The organism is Flavobacterium cerinum (genome assembly GCF_024496085.1).
Taxonomy (GTDB): Bacteria; Bacteroidota; Bacteroidia; order Flavobacteriales; family Flavobacteriaceae; genus Flavobacterium; species Flavobacterium cerinum_A.
Genome location: NZ_CP101751.1, coordinates 626511 through 651259, shown reverse-complemented (window position 1 = coordinate 651259; position 24749 = coordinate 626511). Strand labels below are relative to the sequence as shown.

General features: G+C 38.6%; 21 protein-coding genes. 4 read left to right on the top strand and 17 right to left on the bottom strand.

All coding sequences use genetic code 11. The features are described 5' to 3' along the window. Positions 1-121: 121 nt before the first annotated feature. Positions 122-1612: a hypothetical protein gene (locus tag NOX80_RS02890; protein WP_256551835.1), complete on the top strand. Its 1491-nt coding sequence runs from the start codon at positions 122-124 to the stop codon at positions 1610-1612. Here NOX80_RS02890 and NOX80_RS02885 read toward each other — a convergent pair whose 3' ends face one another. From NOX80_RS02885 to NOX80_RS02855, 7 genes are all read right to left on the bottom strand, one after another. Continuing rightward, positions 1613-2257: an HD domain-containing protein gene (locus tag NOX80_RS02885; RefSeq protein WP_371926074.1), complete on the bottom strand. Its 645-nt coding sequence runs from the start codon at positions 2255-2257 to the stop codon at positions 1613-1615. It abuts the gene before it with no gap. Between the two features lie 59 nt (positions 2258-2316). After that, positions 2317-3306: an acyl-ACP desaturase gene (locus NOX80_RS02880; RefSeq protein WP_256551834.1), complete on the bottom strand. Its 990-nt coding sequence runs from the start codon at positions 3304-3306 to the stop codon at positions 2317-2319. 4 nt (positions 3307-3310) lie between these two features. Continuing rightward, a complete protein-coding gene (locus NOX80_RS02875) occupies positions 3311-4045 on the bottom strand; it encodes a lysophospholipid acyltransferase family protein (protein ID WP_256551833.1) in 735 nt (244 codons plus the stop codon). Between the two features lie 87 nt (positions 4046-4132). Next, positions 4133-4543: a BrxA/BrxB family bacilliredoxin gene (locus tag NOX80_RS02870; protein WP_256551832.1), complete on the bottom strand. Its 411-nt coding sequence runs from the start codon at positions 4541-4543 to the stop codon at positions 4133-4135. A 152-nt stretch (positions 4544-4695) separates the two neighbouring features. Next, the gene (locus tag NOX80_RS02865; protein ID WP_256551830.1) at positions 4696-7071 is read right to left on the bottom strand and encodes a TonB-dependent receptor; all 2376 of its coding nucleotides are present in this window, start codon (positions 7069-7071) and stop codon (positions 4696-4698) included. A 333-nt stretch (positions 7072-7404) separates the two neighbouring features. Next, positions 7405-7875, bottom strand: coding sequence for a thioredoxin family protein (locus NOX80_RS02860; RefSeq protein WP_256551829.1), 471 nt, complete (start codon positions 7873-7875; stop codon positions 7405-7407). Beyond that, positions 7875-10133 carry a TonB-dependent receptor gene (locus tag NOX80_RS02855; protein ID WP_256551828.1) on the bottom strand — a complete coding sequence of 753 codons (2259 nt, stop codon included), beginning with the start codon at positions 10131-10133 and terminating at the stop codon, positions 7875-7877. Before NOX80_RS02855 ends, NOX80_RS02860 begins: the two co-directional genes overlap by 1 nt. Positions 10134-10234: 101 nt before the next feature. Here NOX80_RS02855 and NOX80_RS02850 point away from each other — a divergent pair, with 101 nt between their 5' ends. Next, positions 10235-10891: a metal-dependent transcriptional regulator gene (locus tag NOX80_RS02850; protein WP_256551827.1), complete on the top strand. Its 657-nt coding sequence runs from the start codon at positions 10235-10237 to the stop codon at positions 10889-10891. Positions 10892-10893: 2 nt separating this feature from the next. Next, positions 10894-12780 (top strand): Nramp family divalent metal transporter, encoded by a 1887-nt coding sequence (locus NOX80_RS02845; protein ID WP_256551826.1) that lies wholly within the window; start codon positions 10894-10896, stop codon positions 12778-12780. On the opposite strand, the gene NOX80_RS02840 is transcribed toward NOX80_RS02845, so the two are convergent. The 4 genes from NOX80_RS02840 to NOX80_RS02825 form a co-directional block, all read right to left on the bottom strand. Next, positions 12777-12902 (bottom strand): FeoB-associated Cys-rich membrane protein, encoded by a 126-nt coding sequence (locus NOX80_RS02840; RefSeq protein WP_136403505.1) that lies wholly within the window; start codon positions 12900-12902, stop codon positions 12777-12779. The two genes, NOX80_RS02845 and NOX80_RS02840, sit on opposite strands and share 4 nt — an antisense overlap. A 1-nt stretch (position 12903) precedes the next feature. Beyond that, positions 12904-15006: a ferrous iron transport protein B gene (gene feoB, locus NOX80_RS02835; RefSeq protein ID WP_256551825.1), complete on the bottom strand. Its 2103-nt coding sequence runs from the start codon at positions 15004-15006 to the stop codon at positions 12904-12906. Between the two features lie 4 nt (positions 15007-15010). After that, complete coding sequence (locus NOX80_RS02830) at positions 15011-15244, bottom strand: FeoA family protein (RefSeq protein WP_256551824.1); 234 nt, start codon at positions 15242-15244, stop codon at positions 15011-15013. A gap of 113 nt (positions 15245-15357) precedes the next feature. Then, positions 15358-16029 carry an SCO family protein gene (locus tag NOX80_RS02825; RefSeq protein WP_256551823.1) on the bottom strand — a complete coding sequence of 224 codons (672 nt, stop codon included), beginning with the start codon at positions 16027-16029 and terminating at the stop codon, positions 15358-15360. Between the two features lie 170 nt (positions 16030-16199). Between NOX80_RS02825 and NOX80_RS02820 the strand changes: the two genes are divergently transcribed. After that, positions 16200-18266, top strand: coding sequence for a M13 family metallopeptidase (locus tag NOX80_RS02820; RefSeq protein ID WP_256553056.1), 2067 nt, complete (start codon positions 16200-16202; stop codon positions 18264-18266). 61 nt (positions 18267-18327) lie between these two features. On the opposite strand, the gene NOX80_RS02815 is transcribed toward NOX80_RS02820, so the two are convergent. The 6 genes from NOX80_RS02815 to NOX80_RS02790 form a co-directional block, all read right to left on the bottom strand. Continuing rightward, on the bottom strand, positions 18328-21054 hold the full coding sequence (locus NOX80_RS02815; protein ID WP_256551822.1) for a T9SS type A sorting domain-containing protein: 2727 nt from the start codon (positions 21052-21054) through the stop codon (positions 18328-18330). Between the two features lie 328 nt (positions 21055-21382). Beyond that, the gene (locus tag NOX80_RS02810) at positions 21383-21787 is read right to left on the bottom strand and encodes a DUF6157 family protein (RefSeq protein WP_256551821.1); all 405 of its coding nucleotides are present in this window, start codon (positions 21785-21787) and stop codon (positions 21383-21385) included. After that, the gene (locus NOX80_RS02805) at positions 21784-22173 is read right to left on the bottom strand and encodes a VOC family protein (protein ID WP_256551820.1); all 390 of its coding nucleotides are present in this window, start codon (positions 22171-22173) and stop codon (positions 21784-21786) included. Before NOX80_RS02805 ends, NOX80_RS02810 begins: the two co-directional genes overlap by 4 nt. Then, complete coding sequence (locus NOX80_RS02800) at positions 22170-23249, bottom strand: winged helix DNA-binding domain-containing protein (RefSeq protein ID WP_256551819.1); 1080 nt, start codon at positions 23247-23249, stop codon at positions 22170-22172. The genes NOX80_RS02805 and NOX80_RS02800 overlap by 4 nt, the downstream gene beginning before the upstream one ends. Before the next feature lie 56 nt (positions 23250-23305). Next, entirely contained in the window at positions 23306-24112 is an 807-nt protein-coding gene (locus NOX80_RS02795; RefSeq protein ID WP_256551818.1) for an SDR family oxidoreductase, read from the bottom strand. A gap of 94 nt (positions 24113-24206) precedes the next feature. Beyond that, a complete protein-coding gene (locus NOX80_RS02790; RefSeq protein ID WP_256551817.1) occupies positions 24207-24743 on the bottom strand; it encodes a YfiT family bacillithiol transferase in 537 nt (178 codons plus the stop codon). Positions 24744-24749 lie beyond the last annotated feature (6 nt).

Here is a 24749-nt window from a genome sequence, read left to right as displayed (position 1 = left end):
GATTTTGTTTTTTGTTAGGTTAAAATTCTTATAAAAAAAAGAGTATTTAAAATTAGATTTTAATAAAAACTGACGATATAAAATGATTTATTATTTTTGTTTATATACGAAAATAAAAACTATGAATTCTGTTTCCGGAATTATAAATATATTATCAGATGCTGAAAAACAAGAATTTATTCGTTTTTTAAAACAGCAAAATAAAAGACATGATACGCAAAATATTCAACTTTTTAACTTGCTTAAATCTGATGATATAAATGAAAATAATATTGATTATAAAAACAAACCGGCTCTGTATGCACTTCGCAAACGTTTGTACGATAATCTGGTTACTTTTATAACAAATAAGCGTTTTGAAGATGAGACTTCAGAAGAGAAAGTCATCCTAAAACTGATTATAGCCGGGAAGGTGTTTTTTAAGCATAAACAGTATAAACCGGCTTTTAAAATATTGCGAAAAGCGGAAGAAAAAGCACTAAAAGAGGAGCATTTTAATCTGCTGAATGAAATTTATCACCTTCAGATTGAATATGCACATCTGGATGAAAAAATGATTTTTTCAGAATTGATAGAAAAATACCGAGAGAATCAAAAGAAGTTTTTACAGGAAGAACAACTCAATTTAGGCTATGCTTTATTGCGGAAAGAATTGTCGAAAATAAAAGAAGGAGCAGTATTCTTCGATTTTCAGATTGTGATTACCAGCACGATTGAGCAGTTTAATATCTCTCTTAAGGAAATTCTGACATTTAAATCGCTGTATCAGATTTTGTTTATCGCTAACGAATACGCCGCCTTACGGAATGATTATCATCAAATCGAGCGATTTGTACATAAAAGCTATCGTTTTATACAGGCAAAAAAAGAACTGGCAGATCAGCATTTGTTTTACCACATTCAGATATTGTATTTTATGGGCAATACGCTTTTCAGAAATAAAAAGTTTGAAGAAGCCATGCTGTATTTGGATAAGATGGAGTCGGAAATGAAAAAACAGGATAAAGTATATTACCGACAGTTTTATTATCGTCTGAAATTACTGCATTGTCTTATAGCAAATTATTCCGGGAATGCCGAATTTGCGATTACTCAGACTGAGACTATCTTAAATGACTGCAAAGGAGCTGAGATTTCTGAAGTGTTGGATCTGCAATTAAGTCTTGCCGTTTTCTATTTTCAGCAACTGAAACTGGATCAGTTAAAACAGGTTTTTAAAAATTTCGCGCATACGGATACGTGGTATGAGAAAAAACAAAGCATGGAATGGACTATTAAAAAGAATTTAATCGAAATATTACTCCACGTCGAATTGAAAAATATCGATTATGTAATGTCCCGATTAAATAGTTTTAAGAGGCGCTATAAAAAATACCTGACAACAATCAATGAAAAACGTGTCCTGATATTTCTTTCTTTAGTAGAGAAATACCTGGACACGCCTGAAAATTTTGCTTCTGAAGCTTTTCAAAAACAGGTTGAAGCATCTTTCCAATGGAAGTCTTATCGGGAAGAAGATATTTTTGTAATGAGTTTTTACGCCTGGTTAAAAGCCAAAATTGAGAAGAAAAATATCTATGAAATCACCTTAAAACTGGTTGCGGAAACCTGATTATTTTTCCCCGTCCCATTCGGCATAAAACTGAGAAAGAAAACCTTCCATATAGTTATGACGATCTAAAGCTATTTTTTTTCCTGTTTCGGTATTCATACGATCTTTAAGAAGCAATAACTTTTCGTAAAAATGATTAATAGTTGGCGCTTCCGTCTTTTTGTATTCCTCTTTAGACATACTCATATTCACCGGAATATTCGGATTGTGTAAGGTTCTGTTTTTAAAACCACCGTAATTAAAAGCTCTTGCAATACCAATAGCACCGATGGCATCCAGACGATCCGCATCCTGAACGATATCCAGTTCTTTAGAGTGGAATTTTCTTTCGAAGTTCCCGCCTTTAAACGAAATGTTTTCAATGATATTGATTACATGTTGGATGGTAGCTTCCGGAACATTTTCACTTTCAAGAAAAGTGCGGGCCACTTTCGGACCCACGGTTTCATCACCGTTATGAAACTTACTGTCGGCCACATCATGTAGTAAAGCGCCGAGTTTAACCACGGTAAGATCACACGATTCTCCCTGAGCGATTAATAAAGCATTTTTGTATACACGTTCGATATGGAACCAGTCATGTCCGCCCTCGGCATTTTCGAGTTGTTTTTTTACAAAAAGGATAGTGTTGTCAATTAGATTCATAGAGGATATAATTTAAAAATCCTTCCGGTTACGAAAGGATTTTTGATAAAGTTTCAATATTATTTTATTAGAGCCGGTTGTACCCATTTAAAAATATGAGATTCCTGAGAGACAGTCATCCTTTCAGCAATACGAGTCATTCGAGCCGGTAATTTGATTAAATAATCACGGGCTTTTTCCGCTTCATCCGTTAAACCGGTAATTTTTTCAATTTCCCATTTTTGAATCAGTTTCTGAAGGATGTCCACATAATCCATGGAAGTGTAAACACCGATACGTTGTGCCGATTCCGAGAACTGTTCGAAAGCCGTTCCGATTTTCTCTCCGGATTCACGGATAAGATTTGCCGGCATGGTAATCTTTTGTTTCATCATATAATGAAATGCCAGCATCATTTCGCTTGGATCCACTTTAAAAATACGATTTACGAATTCACTATAAGCATGGTGATGACGCATTTCGTCTCCGGCAATCATTTTACAGATTTTAGAAAGTTTGTGGTCTCCGAATTTTTTAGCAATTTGTGCCACACGATTATGCGATACATAAGTTGCTAATTCCTGAAAACTGGTAAATACAAAGTTTTTGTACGGATCGCGATCGGTTCCCGGGTCGAAACCATCGGTGATTAAATGTTGTGTCGTAATTTCTACCTCGCGCATGTTAACACGTCCGGAAAGATAAAGGTATTTGTTTAATAAATCCCCGTGACGATTTTCTTCACCGGTCCATTGACGAATCCATTTCGACCATCCGTTGTCCGGGTGTTGTGATACGCCTTCTACATCCATTAACCAGGATTCATAAGTAGGAAGTGCTTCTTCAGTAATGGTGTCGCCTACAAGAACTACCCAAAAATCATAAGGCAGGTCTTTTGCGATTTCTCTTAATTCTTTAACGTCTTCAAGAAATGTTTCTTGTTCGGAATTCGGCAGTAAATCTGTCGGTTGCCAGATTTTTTCTATTGGCAACAGATATTGCTCGACAAAATGGTCGATGTTTTTTTCCAGAAACTGCATTACTTCCAGACGTACGTTTTTTATTGACATAATCTTAGTATTTTATTCCCTGTACCACTGCATTTTCTGTCTTTTCCATAATTTCCGTAAAGGAATAGTCTTTCACTGCAAAGGGTTCGTGAATAGTGAATTTTAAATTATTACCCAGTCCAACCGGGAAAAGTCCGTAACGAGCCATTTTCCAGGAATTGTTAATGGATATCGGAACAATATAAGCCGATGGGGCATATTTGCACAAAATTTTCAAACCGTTTTCGGAGAATTTTTTCGGAGCACCGGTTTTGCTTCGGGTGCCTTCCGGGAAAATTACAGCTGAACGATTGTATTTTTCAATATAATCAGCCAAACCTTTGATGGTTGGCAATGCTTGTTTCGGATCTTTTCTGTCTATAAGAACGGAACCGCCATGTCTTAAATTGTATGAAACACTGGGAATTCCTTTTCCTAATTCTTTTTTACTGACAAACTTCGGATGGGAACGACGTAAGTACCATATAATACCTATAATGTCGTACATACTCTGATGATTGGCTACGAAAATTACCGGAACATTTTGCGGAATTCGGTCTTTGTGTTCGAATGTATAGGTTGTTCCGAGAAGATTAGTACACTTGGTTAGTAAAAAATTCAGATAATCCACACTTTTTTTATGAGCCTGATAACCGAAAACGTTTAGGCAGATCCATTGTATAGGGTGAAAAATCACTAAACATAATCCGAAAAACAGGTAGTAAATAACGGATAACGGATAAGAAACTATTTTTTGCATTATGTGGATATTTGGCGCAAAGATACAGAAATCAATAAATAAAAAAACCACGTTTTAACGTGGTTTTCATTATTTTGTAAAACAAAATTAACAGTATTCGTTATAAGCATCTTTCAGATTGTCCGCAATCATTTCAGCAGGACGACCCTCAATATGATGACGCTCTAACATATGAACCAATTCTCCGTTTTTAAACAAAGCCATACTTGGCGATGAAGGAGGGAACGGGAACATGTGTTGACGGGCAGCATCAACTGCATCTTTATCTACTCCGGCGAAAACCGTAATTAACTGATCCGGTTTTTTACCGTTATCAAGACTCATTCGAGCTCCCGGACGTGCATTTCTTGCAGCACAACCACAAACCGAGTTTACAACCACTAAAGTAGTTCCTTCTTTTGAAAGGGCGTTTTCTACTTCTTCGGCACTATATAATTCCTGAAAACCAACGTCTGATAATTCAGCGCGCATTGGTTTTACCATTTCTTCTGGATACATAACAATTCTTTTTATGATGTTTAGTGTACAAAGTTACAAAGTTTTATCCTATCTGAGAATTGTCAGATTCATAAAGATTTGTTATTGTATCCCGATTCCGGTATCAATAAAAAAAGACCCTTTTTCGGGGTCTTTGTTATAAGGTTTCAGAATTAAAAACGGTACGTAAGCATACCGGAAATATTTCTCGGATCGGTTTGATTAATAAAAGAGGTACGGTAGGCATTATATCCGATCTCATTAAAGATGTTGTTAATAAACAAACGAACTCCCCAATGCTGATCAAATTTGTAGGCAGCCTGAACATTCACATTCATATACGCATCAATGTCGAAAGGTTTTTGACCGGGAACAATTCCTTCGTGAGTTACGGCTCCTGCCGACCAGTCGTTCATTGGTCTTTTTCCGGTATAATATGCTCCGGCACCTAACGATAACCCTTTTAAAGTACCGGTAAACGTATAATTAGCCCAGGCATTAAAAGTATGTTTCGGTGTATTTAACGGCGACGAGTTATACACATAAGCTGTATGTTCTTTGTATTGCGCATCGATATACGAATAACCGGTAATCACTTCAAGATTTTCCAGAATTCTACCGGATAATTCCACTTCAATCCCCTTACGCTCGTCATTACCTCCTTTTTGATAATAGCCGGTAGCTACCCAGTTTTCATCGTAAACCGGAAGGTTCATATCTCTGTTGTTAATTTTAAATAAAGTCAGGTTAAAACGCAGTCGGTCGTTAATCCAGGTGGTTTTAAAACCGGCTTCAAACTGATCCCATCTTTCGTTACCCAATTCTTCTCCATCCTTACTTAATAAAGTGGCGCTTCTTGGATTAGAACTGTTTGTATAGGAACCGAAAAGGTTAATATTTTGCGTAGGAGAAACAATTACACCGGCCAAAGGGTTCCAGGCATCATTGCGTTGTGTTCCCACGACACTTGATTTAGTGATTTCTACACTGCTGTAACGCAATCCGACAAATGTTTTTAACCATTTATTCCACGTCATCATATCCTGAACCAATAAGCCCATTGCTCTTGTTTTGGAATCCTCGGAACTACCAAATGGTAAGGCATTATTTGGTGTCGGATAATTATTAGGGATAGATCCGAAAACATTAATAGTGTCAATTACAACCGATTTGGAATTGGTTGTCGAAACGTTACTACTGGAATAATCCATACCGGCCTGAAAAGTATGTTTTACAAAACCGGTTTGTACATCCTGTCCGATTAAATCCAATTGCAATACATCGTTTACATCTTTTCGCGTGCTATTGCTGATCGAACGTTTGCGCTCGTTAAAGCTTGAAGCCAGTTGCGACAGGCTTGCTCCGGTATCGTCAAGAGCGAGATCCGATTTAAAATAAGCCGCGCGCAATGAGAAAGTATCGTTTAATTTTCGGTCTACACGAATCGTATAGGTTGCATTTTTAGTCGAAACACGGTCCGATTTAAAGCCTAAAAATTTATCATGCGGTAAATCGTAGATAGCATTTACATCATTTCCGGCCAGATTAACGGTTCCTAAATCCGGAGTCCGGCTATCGTCCAGATAATCCATCTCTACGGTAATCGTGGTTTTATCGTTGGCTTTCCATTGTAATGACGGATTAAAATAAAGTCGTTCACTGGAAATCATACTTCTGTAGCTATCGCTTCTTTCGTAGGCACCATTTACACGGAAAGCGATTTTCTCGTTATCGTCTATTGGGCCGTACACATCGAAAGTAGGACGGAATAATCCCCAGCTACCGCCACGTAGTGATACTTCTCCACCGGATTGAAACTTAGGGGTTTTGGTTACAATATTAATTACACCTCCGGGGCTTCCGATGTCGGTAGCAACACCCTGAGTAATGGCAGCCGTTCCTTTTAAAACCTGGATATTGTCGATTCCGCTGGCATCCGTTAAAATTCCGACACCGCGGAAATCCGAATTAACCCGCACACCGTTTTTTAAAATCGGAATACCTCTGAATCCACGGGAAGACATACTTTCACGTTTGTTTCCGTAAGTAGCAAAAGTATAAACACCCGGTACATTTTTAGTAGCATCCGAAATGGTAAGGTTACCTTGCTGCTCGATCAGTTTGGACGAAATGATAGAGATACTCTGTATTTGCTCACTTGGCTTTAAAGGTAAACGTGTTAAGGCCTGAAGTTTTTCCGGCTGTTTGTTTCTTTTACCGAATACTTCTACTTCGTCCAGCATCTGTTCGTTTACTTTTAATTTGAAATTTACTGAGGTATTCGGTTTGTCAATAGTAATGACAACAGATTCAGTCTTGTATGAAAGACTGGTTACTTTAAGAGTGTATTTTCCGTAAACCAGATTTGAAAATTCATAATTTCCGGAAGCATCGGTAATTGTTGTCTGATTTGACTCTGCGATAATAACGCTTGCATGAGCTACCAGATTGTTATTTTCATCGGTAATAGTCCCTTTTAATGAACCGTTTTGTGCTAGTGTGGTCAGACTGAAAAAAAGAGAAAGGAGTAGAAATGATAAAAAACGCATTATTGTATTATTTAGACTTAATAAAAGTAATGCAAATGTATAGTTTTCAGAAAAATTAAAAAAGGGAATGTGAATGTATTTTTATAGTGCTGAAAATCAATTTGTTTGATTTTTTTGATGAAATATTTAATCCGGGTTTGGGTTGTTGTATTGTATTTTTTTTAACATTTATTTGATGTATACATAGTTTTTGATTTGAAATTAATGTCGGGTTATGAAATTTAAAGCGCAATAATTATAAGAAATGTAATTTTTGGAAAAAGAAAATAAAAAAATATTTTTCCGACACTTTGTATCGAAAAATGAACTTCTGGGTTAAATAAGTATAGAAATTTAATTTCTCATCACTTGAGATAGTATAACTTTTAAAGATTTAACGTTAAGGAAATTAACGTGTTGATAAAGGATTTCCGTTTCCGGGTTTAGTAACGTGATTGTCGGAAATGAGAGTTGACCGTTCACCATAGCGAGTTGATAGGCCAGTTCATGGTAACCGGTGTTGGTTCCTGTAGGATGAAAATAAAAAGTGTGTTCCCGAAATCGAACCGGATTTTGATTTTCGGCATCAAACGAAATAAAATAAAAATTGTCGTTTAAGATGGAAATGACTTCCGGATTTTGAAAAGTTGTTTTCTCCATCATCTTACAATATTTGCACCAGGATGTGTGGACAAAAACAAAATATGGTTTCGGATGTTGTTTGGAAAGTAGCTCGGCTTCTTCAAAGGTATAGGTTTTCAATTGGGCAAATCCCGGAGGAATCACCCAAAAGAAGAACACTAAAAACAAGACGACTTTTTTCATTATTTTAAAGTATAGCGCAATCCTAAAAATCCGCGAATGCCTTGATTCGGACCATAAACATAACTTGGATCAAAAGTCAATGCATAGGGATTATCGGGCGTTGCGATTACATTTCCGTTATTGTCATGTTGTACATTTTGGTCAAAAGGATCGTTTGCCCGGGCAATAATAAAAGGGTTTCCTTTATTTGGAGTCCAGTTCAACAAGTTTTTTACACCACCATAAATTTCGAAATTTTTCAGTTTGTTAAAAGTTAACTGAATATTTTGAATGCTCCAGGTAGGAGAATATTCTTTACGCGGATCCAATGGACCAAGCAATGGTAATCGCATCGGACCGTACAAATTTCCGGTATAATCAATATCCAGGAAAAGTTTCGGAATCCGATATGAAACCGCCCAGGTTCCCGAAAAACGTTCTGTTAGCATCTGACGAGTGGTAACGCCGTTTTCGGTTTTGTTTACATCCATATATGTCGCGCCTAAAATGACTTTTATACCGTTATTAAAAACCATGTCGATATTGGCGCTGATCCCTTTGGTAATAGCATGTCCGTCAAGATTTTTGTATATGATCTGATTCGGGTTGGTGTCATAATCCGGAATAATCGAATTGGTAAAATAAGTATACCATGCACTGGTTTCAATACCGATAAAGTTCCCGTTTTGACTATAGAATTTCTTCAAATAATTCAAATTGACATTATAGGAACGCTCCGGTTTTAAATCGCCTACGACAATTACTTCACGCGAGCCGGTAAGAGCTGCGTGTTCTTCGGTAAACAGATTTACAATACGGAAACCGGTTCCGGCATTTAAACGAATAATATTATTGTCGTTTACTTTCCATTTGTAAGCAAAACGGGGCGTAAAAATAGAACCGTGATTGCTGTTATAATCGTAACGCGCTCCTAAGAGAATACTGTGTTTTTTTGCAAAAGAGATCTCATCCTGTACAAAAAGACTCGGAATCCAGGTTTCATCGGCGGTATTGGTTGCCGGAGTATTGTCGTTGTACAATTGATAACGCAATGCCGTACCGAATAATAAATCGTGATTTTTAATTTTTTTATCCCAGGTCAACTGTCCGAAACCGATTCGCTGTACAGCCATAAAAGGAGAATTACCATATACGGAATTCTGATCGTGGTCCGTATAAGAAAATGAAAAAAGCATTTTTTCAGCTATCGGTAATTCATAGGCGCCGATTAATTCCCATCGTTTGGTATAAATACTCTCGCCGTAAACTTGATCACCGCCACGGTATTTCTTCTCCCATTGCATTTCACCGCCCCAACGATCTTCATAAAAATATCGCCCGGCTATAGAAAACAGTTTGTTGCTTTTTCGGTTAAAATTCCATTTTTGGAAAACAGAAACCCGATCTTGTAGTGTTACATCGGTGAAATTATCATTGTTTTTATCGATCGGATTGCTATAGTTGAAATAATTTACACCGGTTAAAAAAGATACCGATTTTCCGATATTCGATTTAAAACCCAGATCGGCATTGAATTCGCCCCAACTGGTTCCGAAAGCATCTGCTGAAAATACCGGAGCCGTTTTCGGGCTTTTGGTGATAATGTTAATTAATCCGCCAACGGCCTCACTTCCGTATAAGGACGAAGCCGGACCTTTAACGATTTCAACACGTTCAAGCAAAGAATTTGGAATCCCCGATAATCCATAAACAGTTGATAAGCCGCTTACAATCGGCATTCCGTCAATCAAAACCAGAGTATAAGGACCTTCCAGTCCGTTAATATGGATATCGCCGGTATTACACACATTACAGTTTAATTGCGGGCGTACTCCGTTTACGTTTTGTAAAGCTTCAAAGATGTTGGAAGTTGGATTCTTTTTAAAAAAAGTAGGCTTGTACACTTCAACGGGAACAGGGCTTTCGAGTCTGTTCACCGCTTTCAGTGTACCGGTAACAACGACTTCATCCAATGATTGATTTTCTTTTAAATCGAAATTAACCACAAGTGTTGTCGTGTCACCAATTGTAATATTTTTTTTCTGAGAACGGAAACCGGTAAAGGTAACCTGGATTTCATAAGTGCCGGGAGCAACATTTTCGATACTAAAATTTCCGTCGGCATCGGTCGCACTTCCTTTTTGAAGTTTTCCGATAACAACATTAGCATATTGTAACGGCAGACCATCGGTAGCGACTTTTCCCTTTACGGTCGTTTGAGCCGAAACAGTATAACCCGTTAACAGGCAGGTAAAAAAGAGTAAAATTAGATTTCTCACAATATTATTTTTGATTTGATTTAAATTAAAATTTAGACAAAACTAAAAATAATTTTTGAATCAAAAAAATTTGTATTTTTGAAAACGTAAAAATTATCCCCATGACGCATTCAGAAGAAAACTATTTAAAAGTTATATATCATTTATCCGTTGTCTCTCCGCGAGGTGTTAATACGAATGCTATAGCCGGAATGATCGAAAGTAAAGCTTCATCGGTTACCGATATGGTCAAAAAGCTGGCGGAAAAAGAATTGGTATTGTATCAGAAATATCAAGGGGTAACCTTAACGGAGAAAGGATTGCTAGCGGCTAAAATGATTGTGCGAAAACACCGTTTATGGGAAGTATTTCTAGTGGAAAAGCTAGATTTTACATGGGATGAGGTACATGATGTAGCGGAAGAACTGGAACATATTAAATCGGAAAAACTGATTAATAAACTGGATGCTTATTTAGGATTTCCGACAGAGGATCCGCATGGTGATCCGATTCCGAATGCGAAAGGTGAAATTAAAAAAATTGATAAACAATTGTTATCGGATCTTGAAACCGGGCAAAAAGGAATCTGTGTCGGTGTCAAAGATTCGTCCTCTTCTTTTCTGCAATACCTCGATAAGCAACAAATCGCATTGGGTTCTAAAATTGAAATTGTCGGAAAAGAAACTTTTGATATGTCACTTACAATTATTGTAGAAGGAAAAGAAATGATTATTTCCAATAAGATTGCGAATAATCTTTTTGTGAAATTAGCTCCTTGATTATGACGCGTAAAACAACAAATTCACTGGAAGAAGTACACGAATCGGTTGCGATAGTACAAAATACTTCAGTATGGAAAAAAATTCTGGCCTTTTTCGGTCCGGCCTATATGGTCAGTGTCGGTTATATGGATCCGGGAAATTGGGCTACGGATATTGCCGGAGGAAGTCAGTTCGGCTATAAACTGATTTGGGTATTACTGATGTCCAACATTATGGCTTTGTTATTACAGAGTCTTAGTGCGCGATTGGGAATTGTTCGCCAACGGGATTTGGCACAGGCATCCCGCGATACTTATTCACGTCCGGTAAATATGGTGTTGTATATTTTGGCAGAGATAGCTATTGCAGCTTGCGATCTTGCTGAGGTACTCGGGATGGCAATCGGATTACAGTTGTTATTTGATATTCCGTTGCTTTGGGGAGTGAGTATTACCATGCTGGATACCTTTCTATTGTTGTTTTTACTGAATAAAGGTATTCGGAAAATGGAAGCCTTTATTATTGCATTAATCGCAATTATCGGACTGTCATTTTTGGTTGAATTATTTCTGGCCAAACCCGATGTTACCGAAATTGCAAAAGGATTGATCCCATCCATACCGGATAGTACAGCATTGTATATTGCGATCGGAATTATCGGAGCGACGGTTATGCCGCATAATCTCTATTTGCATTCCTCATTGGTACAAACCCGGAAATTTGACCGAAGTGAAAAAGGAATCCGACAAGCGATTCGGTATAATTTCTTTGATTCTTTATTGGCACTCAATATGGCCTTTTTTGTCAATGCGGCTATTTTAATTTTGGCCGCTGCCGCCTTTTATACAAACGGAATGCATGAAGTTGCCGAAATACAAGATGCGCATCGTTTGCTGGAACCGTTATTGGGAACCCATTGGGCTTCGGTTTTATTTGCATTGGCACTAATCGCGGCAGGTCAAAGTTCGACAATAACCGGAACACTTGCGGGGCAGATTGTAATGGAAGGTTACCTGAATTTACGTATTCAGCCATGGGTACGCCGAATTATAACCCGTTTGATTGCTATTGTACCGGCTTTAATTGCGATTATTTATTTCGGAGAAGAAGCAACCGGGAAATTACTCTTATTAAGTCAGGTCGTTCTGAGTTTACAATTGGGATTTGCTATTATACCGCTAATCCATTTTGTGAGTGATAATACAAAAATGCAGGGCTTTGCAATTGGTAAACGGACCAAAATTGCGTCCTGGTTTGTTGCCTTGATTATTGTCGCTTTAAATGCAAAACTGGTTTTTGATGAAATTAGTACCTGGATTACAACATCGGAACATCCGCTTTATATTTGGTTGTTTGTAGTGCCAATCGCTATACTTGCGACTTTTTTACTACTCTATATCATTGTAAAACCGTTTATCGAAAAAAGTAGAACGATTCCGAAACTGGTGCCGCATATCAATGAGATTGTGGTGAGTGAATCGGATAAACCTATCGTATATTCCAGAATTGCGATTGCATTGGATTTTTCAAAAACCGATCAGAAAAGCATTGCCAGTGCGTTACAATTAGGTGGGAAAACGGCGCATTATACCATTATTCACGTTGTTGAAACAGTAGGAGCTATGGTTCATGGAAATGAAACACATGACTATGAAACAACAAGTGACCATTATTACCTTGAAGAATACAAAAAAGTGTTAGAAGCCAAAGGGTATCAGGTGAGCAGTATATTGGATTTCGGAAGTCCGAAAAAGAGTATCGCCAAAGTAGTCAATGAAAATGATTTTGACATTCTGGTTTTAGGAGCTCACGGGCACAATTGGTTTAAAGACTTGTTGTTCGGAACCACAGTTGATGCCGTTCGTCATAAAATAAAGATTCCGTTATTAGTGGTAAAAGACCATTAACTACAACCACAATCCGGGCCACCGCAATTTTTCTTTTTCTTTTTCCAGAAATACTTTCGGATTAAGAATAAGACCGCAGCAGCGAGGATTACATAAACGGCTATTTGCTGAAAATCGATCATATTATTGTAAAATTTGATACGCTACAAGTGAAACGATATAGGCAAACCCACTCATAAAAACCAACTGAATTGCCGGCCATTTCCAGGAATTGGTTTCCTTTTTGGTGATGGCCAATGTTGAAATACACTGCATGGCAAAAGCATAGAATAATAAGAGCGATACACCGGAAGCGAAGTTAAACACTTTCTGACCGGTAATCGGGTTAATCTCAGCATTCATACGGTTTTTAATGGTAGTTTCTTCTTCAGAATGACTTCCTACACTGTAAATCGTTGCCAGTGTTCCTACAAAAACTTCACGAGCGGCAAAGGAAGTCACCACAGCGATACCGATTTTCCAGTCATATCCCAATGGACGAATCACCGGTTCGATCGATTTTCCGATTATTCCGATATAGGAGTTTTCTAATTTATACGAAGCAACCAAATCTTCTTTTTCACCGCTGATTTTATTTTGAACCAATTCCTGTTCGATAATCTGCTCGGCATTTTTAAAATTAGTACCCGGACCATGTGAACCCAGGAACCACAAAATAACAGACAGTGACAGGATAATTTTACCGGCTCCAAAAACAAAGGCTTTGGTTTTTTCGATAACGTTTAATGCTACGTTTTTAAATAACGGCACTTTATAACCCGGCATTTCAATTACGAAATACGATTTCCCTTTTACTTTCAGGATTTTGTTTAGAATATAAGCCGATAAAATCGCCATACCAAAACCTAACAGATATAAGGTCATTAAAGTTAATCCTTGTAAATTAAAGACTCCCAATATATGTTTTTCCGGAATGATCAACGAAATAAGGATGGCATATACCGGTAAACGGGCAGAACAAGTGGTAAATGGGGTCACTAATATGGTAATCAAACGTTCTTTCCAGTTTTCAATATTACGGGCAGCCATAATTGCCGGGATGGCACAGGCGGTACCGGAAATCAACGGCACGACGCTTTTTCCGCTTAATCCGAAACGACGCATAATTTTGTCCATCAGGAATACAACCCGACTCATATAACCGCTTTCCTCCAATATGGAGATGAACAGGAACAGGAATGCGATTTGCGGAATAAAAATGATGATACCGCCAAGACCCGGGATAATCCCTTCAGAAATCAGATCGGTTAATAATCCGGGCGGTAAATTTTCTGCGGCATAAGCGCTAAGCGAAGCAAAACTCTCATCGATAAAATCCATCGGGATACTCGACCAGCTAAAGATCGACTGAAAAATCAGTAATAATATGCCGAAAAAGATAATATAACCGAAAAATTTATGCGTTAAAACACGATCCAGTCGGGCGCGAATGTCTTTTGCTTCTTTCTGGTTTACTGTATAACCAACTTTAAGAACATCGTTGATAAACTGATATCGTTTTATTGTTTCTTTTTGTTGTAATCGTTTCAGATCGGCATCCGATTTAACAAAGGATTGAATCGAAACTTCATTGCGATGCAGGTTTCCGAAGTTGACATCTTGTGTAATCACCAGCCATAATTTGTATAAAAGCTGATTTGGGAAAGCATGTCGAAGACTATTAAAATAATCCGCATCAATACCGGAAGCATTCAAACAAGGTTCTGTTGAAAGCTCCTTATAATTAATAATAAGATTTTTCAGGTTTTCAATACCGGTTTTTTTACGGGAACTCACCAATGCAATTTTGGTTTTCAGTTCCTTCTCCAAATACGGAATGTCTAGCGTAATCCCTTTATGTTCCATTCGGTCGGACATATTGATCACTAGAATGGTCGGGATTTCCAGATCTTTAATCTGAGTAAACAGGAGTAAATTACGTTTTAAGTTTTCCACTTCGGTAACCACAACCGCAACATCCGGAAAATCCTTGTCGTTTTTGTTCATCAACAATTCAATAACGACATTTTCATCAAGTGAACTCGCATTTAAACTATAGGTTCCCGGTAAATCAAGAATAGTTGCTTTTACCGATGGGGATAATTTAGAGACTCCTTGTTTTTTGTCGACAGTAATACCCGGGTAGTTCCCTACTTTCTGATTCAGACCGGTTAGTTGATTGAAAACGGATGTTTTTCCTGTGTTTGGATTACCTATTAAGGCTACTTTTAACGTGCTTGTACTCATGAACTTATTCCTTTATAATCTCAACCTCAATTTGTCTGGCGGTTTCAAGGCGAATCGCTACATGGCTGTCATTAACATTAATATAAAGCGGATCGCCTAATGGAGCTACTTGTAATAGTTCTACAGTGTTGCCCGGAAGGCACCCCATTTCCAGTAATTTAAGTGGGATAACGTCAACATCGAAGTCGTTAATCAATGCTTTTTGCCCTTTTTTTATTTGCGCTAACGTAATTTTCACCTTATTTAGATTGAATTAAAATAGAACTACAAAAGTAAACATTTAAAACGGATACGCCATGTTAAAACCGACTTTCACATTTTTTTATGAATCCACGAAGCAGGAAGAAGAATTTATTTTTCCTGAGCAGACAACCAGTTGATATCCTCCAGTAAACGCTGTACATCTTCTATTTTTGTACCATCGTAAAATCCGCGAACGCGACGTTTGGAATCAACCAAAACAAAATTTTCTGTATGAACCATGTCATATAATTCCTCCGGTTTTCCGGTTTTTACAGCCAGGTATGATTTACGGGCGATGTAGTAGATGTCTTTTTTGTCTCCGGTAACCAGATTCCATTTGCTGTCAATAACACCTTTGTCCAGCGCATATTTTTTTAACACCGGTACACTGTCAATATCCGGTGTAACCGAATGTGAAAGCAACATCACTTTAGGATTGTTTTTGATTTTGTCCTGAAGCCATACCATATTGGTCGTCATAATTGGACAAATAGTCGGACAAGTGGTGAAAAAGAAATCGGCTACATAAATTTTTCCTTCATAATCCTTTTGCGTGATCATTTTTCCGTTTTGATTGAGAAAAGCAAAGTCGGCAATTTTATGATGATTGGCCACATGTTGTATAGTAGTGTCTACTAATTCTGGATTAACCATCGAAGGCGTATAGATCGGTAAGTGTTTTTTAGGGGTGAGTGCGTTGTAAAAAAGCGTAATAATGATAGCAGAAAGAACAAAAAGGACAATAAAAAACAACCGGTATTTTTTGAAAAAGCTAAGCATGATATAATTTTTTGCAAAAGTAAAAAGAAGTTCGCTATTAGGCGGTTAAATATTGCCTAAATCACACGCGGTTTAATTTTAACAAATAAAAAAATCAATTCGGCTCTGAATTGTTATTTTTGTTATCCGAAACACAAATAGCAACCAAACTTAACAATATGGAAATAAAAATGAATAAAGGTGTATTGCTTGGCGCAACAGCTTCGTTAGTTCTTTTTTCTTGTAAATCAGGACAAACGACAGCAACTGCTGAAAAACAAGCTACGCATCCGGGGATTAACCTGAGTTATATGGATAAATCGGTAAAACCGGGTGATGATTTCTTCCGTTATGTAAACGGAACCTGGTTTGACAAAACCGAAATCCCAAGTGATAAAACCCGTTGGGGAAGTTTTGACGAATTACGTCAGAATACCGATAAAGATGCTTTGGCTATTTTAAAGAAAGCGGCAGCGGATAAAAACCTGGATCCGAAATCCGATCAGGCTAAAGCAGTAAACGTATATAAAACGTTTATGGACACGATTGCACGTAACAAACGTGGAATTGACCCGATCAAACCGGCTTTGGCTAAAATCAATGCGGTTAAAAACGTACAGGATCTGAATACCCTTTTACTGGAAGCCGAATCAGAAGGCGGTTTAGGTTTTTATGGAATGGGAATCGGAGCCGATGCGAAAAACAGTAATAGAAATGTAGTATACGTTGGTTTGGGAAGTCTTGGATTACCGGATCGTGACTATTATATTTCGGATGATGCCGATTCAAAAGAAAAAAGAGAAAAATATGTGGCTCACGTAGCCCGAATGTTACAGTTTTTAGGAGAAGGACCAACTCAGGCTAAAGACGATGCAGCAAAAGTACTGGCATTGGAAACGGCTATGGCTAAACCGAGACTGGATCGTGTGGAGCGTCGCGACAGAAGAAAAACATACAACCCGATGCGTGTAGCGGATTTACAAAAATTAACACCATCGGTAAACTGGAAAAACTATTTTGATGGTTTGGGTGTGCAAAATCTGGATTCGTTGGTGGTTTCTCAACCGCGTTATATGACCGCTTTAGAAGACATCTTCAAACAAGGTGATGTAGAAAGTTGGAAAGCGTATTTACGTTGGACATTGATCAACAAATCAACAGGTGTTTTGACAACCGATATTGAAAACGCAAACTGGGATTTCTATAGTAAAACACTTCAGGGAGCGATTAAACAACGTCCGAGAGAAGAAAGAGCTTTACAAGTAGTAAACGGAACTGTAGGTGAAGCATTAGGTAAATTATATGTTGCTGAAAAATTCCCGGCTGAAGCTAAAGCGAAAGCCAAAGCGATGATCGAAAACGTATTTCTTGCCTTCGAAAACCGTATCAATCGTTTACCGTGGATGACACCGGCAACCAAACAGGGCGCGATTGCGAAACTAAGAAAGTCGACTGTAAAAATCGGTTACCCAGATAAATGGAAAGATTATTCCAAATTGGAAATCACCGGACCGGCTAACGGTGGTGCGTACTACGAAAACATGAAAAATGTTGCGCGTTGGGGATTCCAGGAAAACATAGACGATTTGAAAAAACCGGTGGACAAAACCCGTTGGGGAATGTCACCGCAAACGGTAAATGCTTATTTTAATCCTTCATACAACGAAATCGTATTCCCGGCTGCCATCTTACAACCGCCGTTTTACGATTATAAAGCAGATGAAGCGGTTAACTATGGTGGTATCGGTGCTGTAATCGGTCACGAAATTTCACACGGATTCGATGATTCCGGAGCGCGCTATAATGCGGACGGAAACTTAGTAAACTGGTGGACAGATGAAGATTTAAAACAATTCACCGGTTTAGGAGGTGCTTTGGCTGCTCAATATAGCGCTTTAGAACCGCTACCGGGTACTTTTGTTGACGGTAAATTTACGTTGGGAGAAAACATCGGAGACTTAGGTGGTGTAAATGCTGCTTATGACGGATTGCAATTGTTCCTTAAGAAAAACGGAAATCCGGGCTTAATCGACGGATTCACACCGGAACAACGTTTCTTTATTTCATGGGCGACAATCTGGCGTTCGAAAATGAGAGATGAAGCGGTTAAAAATCAAGTTAAAACGGATCCGCATTCACCGGGAATGTACCGTGCTTATGTGCCGCTACAAAATGTGGACGCTTTCTATGAAGCATTCGACATTAAACCAAGTGATAAATTATATGTAAAACCGGAAGACAGAGTTAAAATCTGGTAAAAAAGTAAGCCCCGATATAATCGGGGCTTTTTTATTTTAGGGTTCGCCCTAATTAATGCGTTTATTTTTTATTAACCACAATCTTCTGTGTAATTAACGGTTGGTTTTCCGAATGAATTCGGATAATATACATGCCGCCGGATAATTGCTGTAAGGACAGCGAATTGTTTTGTCCGGTTAACGGTTGTTCTACTACGATTTTTCCGGTAATATCAACAATTTCAACATAAGCCTGTTTTACTTCCAGATTGTTAAAGTCGATATTTAGAAGGTCGTTCGTCGGATTCGGATAGATCAACATATTGTCGTTTACAGAAATTGCCGATGGTTTTTCGAAATTCAGTATCGGTTCGGCTTCTTTCATGTTTTTAGTTGGTAATTCCCTGCGGTACATTGCTGCCAGATTGGCTTCATACCATTCTCTATACCAAAACCACCATCCGGAGCTGCGTTTAATATATTGGATATTAAAAATCTGATCCGGAGCTGTTGGAGCTGCTTTTACCAGAAATTGTCGGGAAGGTTGATTCAGATACCAGTCGCTATAAAACGAACTACCGCCGTTACTCCAGTTAAAAGACATGCCCGGTCCGCCGTTACTATAATCATAACTACCGATCCAGTTGTTACTTATCGCCAGATATTCGCTATAACCGTCATTGTCCAGATTACCGGTCATCATTTTATAACTCGAATGAGCAGGAGTTACATTGGTTGTGGTAAAACTGGTTCCTAATCCTTGTCCGCCGGTTAGCGTCCATCCACTTCCGGTGAAACGCATAATAGCCGAGAAACTACTGGACGAATTGGATACAAAAGCATATAACTCATCACGGGTAGTGGTCCGCATTTTTCCTTTTAAGTAGCGCTGAATCTGTGAAATCTGTAAGCCACCGATCCATCCGGAACCATTGTTGCTCCAAATGGTTTGCGGTGTATACCATCCGCCGCCTGTGGAATTGAATTTAACCAGATGCGACCATCCGTTTGGATTGACACACAGTAATTCGTCTTTTCCGTCACCATCGAAATCACCGACAATAAGTGTATCCTGTGGTCCCATATACCAATAAGCAATAGGGGTATTATTTCCGTTATTGCTCCAGCGTTCTTTCCATGACCAGGTTGCCGGAAGATATTCTTTGATTTGCGCCCAACTTCCGGTATCGGTTCGCGATAAAATTTCATCTTTTCCGTCACCGTCAAAGTCACCCGAATAATAACGATCGCCATAATTGCGGTACCAGCATCCGAACGTACGGTTTCCGCCATTACCCCAAAGATGATACCAGTCGGTTCCCTGATCGCAGGAGAAATCCATAATTCCGACCCAGTTTCGATCCGGATTGGCGAAGAAAATTTCCTCGTCGTTATTTTCGCCGTCAAAATTTCCGGTCAGCATATAATCACCTAACTGCATATACCAGGTTGCGATCCATTTCAGGTTTCGGTTATTGGTCCAGGATTTTACCATTTCGTTGGCATTGTTAACATTGGCATAGTCGTTTAAGCAATACGCATGACTGTTAATCGAATTCAGGATGATGCTTCGGGTATGCGGACTAAAGTACAGCGGTGTATGTGAAGACGTATACATACACATAATCGGGATGTTGCTTCCGGTACAAGGAGCCGATCCGTAGTGTTCATCATCGTGAAGGGAGCCAAAAATATGACCTATTTCGTGCGAAATAATACGTGTTCGTGTCGGGTCTTTACCAATAACGGCATAGGCCCAATTGGTGTTACAAAGAGAATTGGTGAAGGCAATACCTACGGTTCCGCTATCCGGTCGCCTTCCGGTAAACAATAAAGCCAGATCGCGATCTTTATTGGTATGGTTGGCATTCCAGTTGTCCCGGAATTTATACAGTAAATCGGATGCGTTATTGGTGTTGTACAGTGAACCGTTATTCGGTAACAGATTGATGTGTTTTACGATAAAGGAGATGTTGAAATAATGGGTGTAAACACATTCTACTAAAAACAAACTTTGCAGGATATTGGAAGCCGAATTACTACCGTTCTGATCGCACCAGGGTTTATCGCCTTCAGCAGCTATAGTTAGAAATCGAGGAGTACACTCGTTAAAATAACCTTTTTGCCCTGTTGAGGTTTGTTGAAGCGCATCTTGTATCTGCACACAACGCGAGTTTTGCGTACTGATGATATTGCTGAGATTAAAAACCAATAACGGATTTTCATCGGTTACAAAATCGTCGCCGTTTAGCTTGATAAAATCCTGAAGTGACGTATAATACAAAACTTCGTTGCCTTCGGTATTCCATTTTATGCCGACAAGATTGTCGTTAAAAACGGCCAGACGTGTCAGGATGGTCGGATTATTATCGGCAATCCCTTTTATCGTCGGAACATTATAGTTGAGGTCGGTTTCGGCAGTACGCTGGAATGTAATCTGACTTTCACCACCTTCATGAGTAATCCCTTCGGTATAATCGAGGGCGCGCATGTCGTGGCGTTGCATTGTGAACTTGGTTGTACCGGCATCGGATTTCAGAATAAATTCCAGCGCATACGGATTTTTGAGCAGGTAATCGTTTAGGGCGGCATAATCAAAACGATAGGCCGAAAAACCTTCCACACGACCGTGGAGGTATTCCTGAATTTCAGGACTTAATTGCGTCGGGTTTAACTCATACACCGGCGTCTGGTTTTCCTGAGGTTGGGTGTAACTTGGTGGGTCGTCCGGGCTGCTGGTTTCCGGAACCTGTGCCATTGCTGCAAATGAAGCGAGCAAAGCGGACAGTAGGAGTAAGCTTTTTTTCATAATTTATTGTTTTTGGTGTTAAAATTCGACTTGAAAAAGTATGTGGAATGCTGTAATACCTTGAAAACAAATGCGTAAAATTATGAGGCTTGTAAAAAATGATCAGGACTCTTTTTGGTGCAAATAGTACTATTTTTAATTGTAATTACAAGTTAAAAATAGTTAAATATGTACCAAATATATAAAATAATTAAATGTTTGTTATGATTTTTTTAAAAAAATACAAAACAAAAAATTTGTGATAAAATAGCGGAAATTGCAGTGATGTGTAAAGGGGTAGAATAAAAAAACCGGATACTATCCGGTTAAAATAAAAGAGTAAAACGAATTATTTCCGTTTGGATCGCATTGCTTTTACCTGTGTTAGCGACGGATCATTTACTAGTTTTTGATAGTCTTCCGATGCGATGGCATAAAGAGCGACTTTACCATCGGAATTATGATGTGTACCCCAACCATAGCGTTTTGAAAGCGGAGAGCAACGCAAACAAGCCTGACTCTTTGAAAAAAAGAGTTCCCTTTCGTGATCCGATTTTGGGATGTGATTTTTGAGTGCATGAACAAGGAATAGTATATCATCGGAAGTGTACTGATACGGATTTTCGATGATGGTTTCGAATTGCAGATTTACAGCCGATTTTGCCGCACCGTGTAAAGATGGAACTTCCGCTTGTGTTACCGGGCAATCCTCGGCAACGGCTATAAACGTGTTGTAATAGTTTGTTGTTTTCATGCGGATTCGATTAAGTCCCAAAGATTGCCGTACAGATCGGCGAAAATGGCTACTTTTCCCCAGGGTTCATCTACAATTTCTCTTGTAATCGTTACCTGCTGTTGTCTGAAATGATTCAGATCGCGTTCGATATTATCGGTGTTCAGAAAAAAGGAAACACCGCCTCCGGTTTGATTTCCGACTCTCTCTTTTTGTGCCGGAGTTTCCGCTTTTATCAAAGCTAAGGCGCTACCAGGATTGCCTTTCGGAGCAAGTGTGACCCATCGTCTTCCGTCTTCGCCATGAATGTTTTCCAATATCGAAAATTGAAGTTGTTGGGTATAAAAAGCAATGGTTTCATCATAATCGTTTACCAAAAGCGTAATATGTGCTATGTTTTGTTTCATGAGTGATATTGAATAGTAGTTTCTTTATTTAAAAAAACGCCGAATTGACGTATTTTGTTTTCTAAAGGTTCTTTTAAGGATTCGGTAAAGGTGCTAAAAGGATAAATGTCGACCATAACGGTTTGTTTTTTAATCAAACGTTTCCATATTCCTACGGCAATTCCGTTATGGAGTATAACCGGATGAAAAATGCCGTTTTTCGTAATGGCTTTTTTATGATGATCCAATGTAAGGGTAGCACTTCGATCTTTATAGCTGATGATAAATTCATCAAAAGCAGGTAATAAATGAAGACTTTCTTTAATTATCGGAACACTATTGTTGTTAAAAAACCAATAGGTTTCAGTCCCGATAACTTCTGATAGTAAATCCGGTTTAACCAGTTCGAGTGCTTTTCTGACTTCTGATAATGATAAACCGGACCACCACTGAAAATCCGGTAAAGTTGCCGGACCATGACTGAAAAAATAAGTCCGGGCTAGTTTCTCCAGTGCTTCTTCTTTTGAAAAGCTCTTTTTTTGCGGAACCCATTCCGGGAGTAAAGCATAAGTGGTTTTTCCCTGTTTGATTTTGCCGCTACAAATAAGACCGTCTTGTTCCGCCTGAACTAAAATATGAGAAACCCGATTGTCATAGTTGGCAATGTTATGCTGTTCAAACAACGATACGAGTTCATCTCGCGTTTGATGATTATTTCCGAGAAGTGTTTTTTCTAATAAAGCATAACAACGGGAAAGTACTTCCGGAGTTAATTCCAGTTCTTTTAAACGGCCATTGGAACTACCTTTAATCCTTTTAGCAGATAAATCCAGCATCCAGTAAATATCGGAAGCGGGTATGATATGCCAGGTCGGACGTAATATGTGAGTGCGGATAATGGAACCGGAATCAATGGCTGCTTCAACGGAGCTTTCTGTAGCTTCTGGTTTTCGAATGCCTAAAGCCCATTTAGACATTGCAAAATCCTGTGCTTGTATCGCTCCCATATGGGATACAATTTCCGGAATTGTAGCGGCCGGACTTTTCTCTAACCATTGATTAGACAACCGTAAGATAGCAATATCATAAAAGTTCATCGGAGCTGTTTTTAGTAACTATAAAATTACATTTTTTCTGGTAACCGGGAGAGTGATCAAAGTTCGGAAATCTGAAATTTATATTCTAAAATACGTTGTAATTTGTCAGAACGGATGATTTTTTGCGATGACGGGTTTTGATGATTGAATTTTGGGATTGGCAGTCCGTATTCAATCGCTTTTTGGGTATAATAATTTTCACGGGTCGGATGAAACGGGGTAACCGCATTAAAAGTTTCGTTCCATATTTCTTTCTCAATAACGGCGCTTATAATGCCAATGCAGTCGTCTTGATGAATAAAATTGATCGGACTATCCGGGTTTTCAATGTTTTCTTTTCCGGCAAGATATTTTACCGGATTTCTGTCTTTTCCGATTAAACCGCCAAATCGTATTATAGTCGTTTTGAAATTCGTATTATCCTTTAAAAGGGTTTCAGCTTCCAGAAGTTGTCTGCCGTTTTCTGCATCCGGTTGTAAAAAAGTTTCTTCTGTTATTTCCGAATCGGTGTCCGGATAAACCGAAGTAGAGCTGATAAAAATAACGTTAGTGATAGTGGTTTTGACGATACAGGAAATCAAAGTCTGTATTTTAGCAACAAAATTTTCACGATGTTCCCCTCGTAGTTTGGGCGGAATATCGATAATCAGGATGTCCTTTCCGGAAAGAAACGTTTCCCAATCGCCTTCAACTTGCTTTTCAGTACAATGAATAAGAAACGGAACGATGTTACTTTCCTGTAGCAGACTTAATTTTGCTGCGGAAGTTGTGGACCCGTTTATTGAATAACCAAGTTGGATTAATGATTTGGCCAGTGGAAGTCCGAGCCAGCCACAGCCTAATATTGCGATTGAAGGTTTCATTATATTCGTTTTATCAGGGCAAAGTAAATCCTTTTCCGCTCACGTATCACCTTGTTGTATGAAAAGTAATAAACAAGGTTAAGAGCCGGGAATTTTAAAAGAGACCTTTATGATTCAATGCCTGTTGGATATGAGCCAGATGATGTCGGGAATGCCAGTCGTAGATTCCGATTGCTTCTTTAAGCGAATAAAGCCGTTGATGTTGCGGATGAAAATACAATAAGTTCATATCGGCTTCAGACAAATTATCCAAAAGATAACTCCAACGGTTATGTATGCCGTTAATAATTTGAAGAGAAGCGCTAATGTCATCATTCTTTCCATCAGGTGTTGCCGCCCACAATTGCTCTTCATAAGGACGAATCGCGGGAACATTTTCGGTAAGCGTCAGTTTAAAACGAATAAAGCTATTGGTGTGACTATCGGCCAGATGATGGACAACCTGTTTGATCGACCAGCCTTCCGGACGGTAAATCCAGTTTAACTCTTTAGTCGTTAGATTTTGTAACTGTTTTTCCAGATCCTGCGGTAATTTTTTAAGAGTCGTTTTCCATTCCCGGATATGGTTGTTGTCGATTTCCGTTGGTACTATAAATTTTCCGATCGGATATTTTAATTGTTCAAGTTCCATAAAACA

Bases quoted from the DNA above. Each gene is read 5' to 3' on its own strand.
- NOX80_RS02800 (WP_256551819.1), bottom strand. From the start codon at position 23,249: ATGAACTTTTATGATATTGCTATCTTACGGTTGTCTAATCAATGGTTA.
- NOX80_RS02810 (WP_256551821.1), bottom strand. From the start codon at position 21,787: ATGAAAACAACAAACTATTACAACACGTTTATAGCCGTTGCCGAGGAT.
- NOX80_RS02860 (WP_256551829.1), bottom strand. From the start codon at position 7,875: ATGAAAAAAGTCGTCTTGTTTTTAGTGTTCTTCTTTTGGGTGATTCCT.
- NOX80_RS02870 (WP_256551832.1), bottom strand. From the start codon at position 4,543: ATGTATCCAGAAGAAATGGTAAAACCAATGCGCGCTGAATTATCAGAC.
- NOX80_RS02845 (WP_256551826.1), top strand. From the start codon at position 10,894: ATGACGCGTAAAACAACAAATTCACTGGAAGAAGTACACGAATCGGTT.
- NOX80_RS02840 (WP_136403505.1), bottom strand. From the start codon at position 12,902: ATGATCGATTTTCAGCAAATAGCCGTTTATGTAATCCTCGCTGCTGCG.
- NOX80_RS02890 (WP_256551835.1), top strand. From the start codon at position 122: ATGAATTCTGTTTCCGGAATTATAAATATATTATCAGATGCTGAAAAA.
- NOX80_RS02790 (WP_256551817.1), bottom strand. From the start codon at position 24,743: ATGGAACTTGAACAATTAAAATATCCGATCGGAAAATTTATAGTACCA.
- NOX80_RS02815 (WP_256551822.1), bottom strand. From the start codon at position 21,054: ATGAAAAAAAGCTTACTCCTACTGTCCGCTTTGCTCGCTTCATTTGCA.
- NOX80_RS02865 (WP_256551830.1), bottom strand. From the start codon at position 7,071: ATGCGTTTTTTATCATTTCTACTCCTTTCTCTTTTTTTCAGTCTGACC.
- NOX80_RS02880 (WP_256551834.1), bottom strand. From the start codon at position 3,306: ATGTCAATAAAAAACGTACGTCTGGAAGTAATGCAGTTTCTGGAAAAA.
- NOX80_RS02885 (WP_371926074.1), bottom strand. From the start codon at position 2,257: ATGAATCTAATTGACAACACTATCCTTTTTGTAAAAAAACAACTCGAA.
- NOX80_RS02820 (WP_256553056.1), top strand. From the start codon at position 16,200: ATGAATAAAGGTGTATTGCTTGGCGCAACAGCTTCGTTAGTTCTTTTT.
- feoB (WP_256551825.1), bottom strand. From the start codon at position 15,006: ATGAGTACAAGCACGTTAAAAGTAGCCTTAATAGGTAATCCAAACACA.
- NOX80_RS02825 (WP_256551823.1), bottom strand. From the start codon at position 16,029: ATGCTTAGCTTTTTCAAAAAATACCGGTTGTTTTTTATTGTCCTTTTT.
- NOX80_RS02805 (WP_256551820.1), bottom strand. From the start codon at position 22,173: ATGAAACAAAACATAGCACATATTACGCTTTTGGTAAACGATTATGAT.
- NOX80_RS02795 (WP_256551818.1), bottom strand. From the start codon at position 24,112: ATGAAACCTTCAATCGCAATATTAGGCTGTGGCTGGCTCGGACTTCCA.
- NOX80_RS02875 (WP_256551833.1), bottom strand. From the start codon at position 4,045: ATGCAAAAAATAGTTTCTTATCCGTTATCCGTTATTTACTACCTGTTT.
- NOX80_RS02850 (WP_256551827.1), top strand. From the start codon at position 10,235: ATGACGCATTCAGAAGAAAACTATTTAAAAGTTATATATCATTTATCC.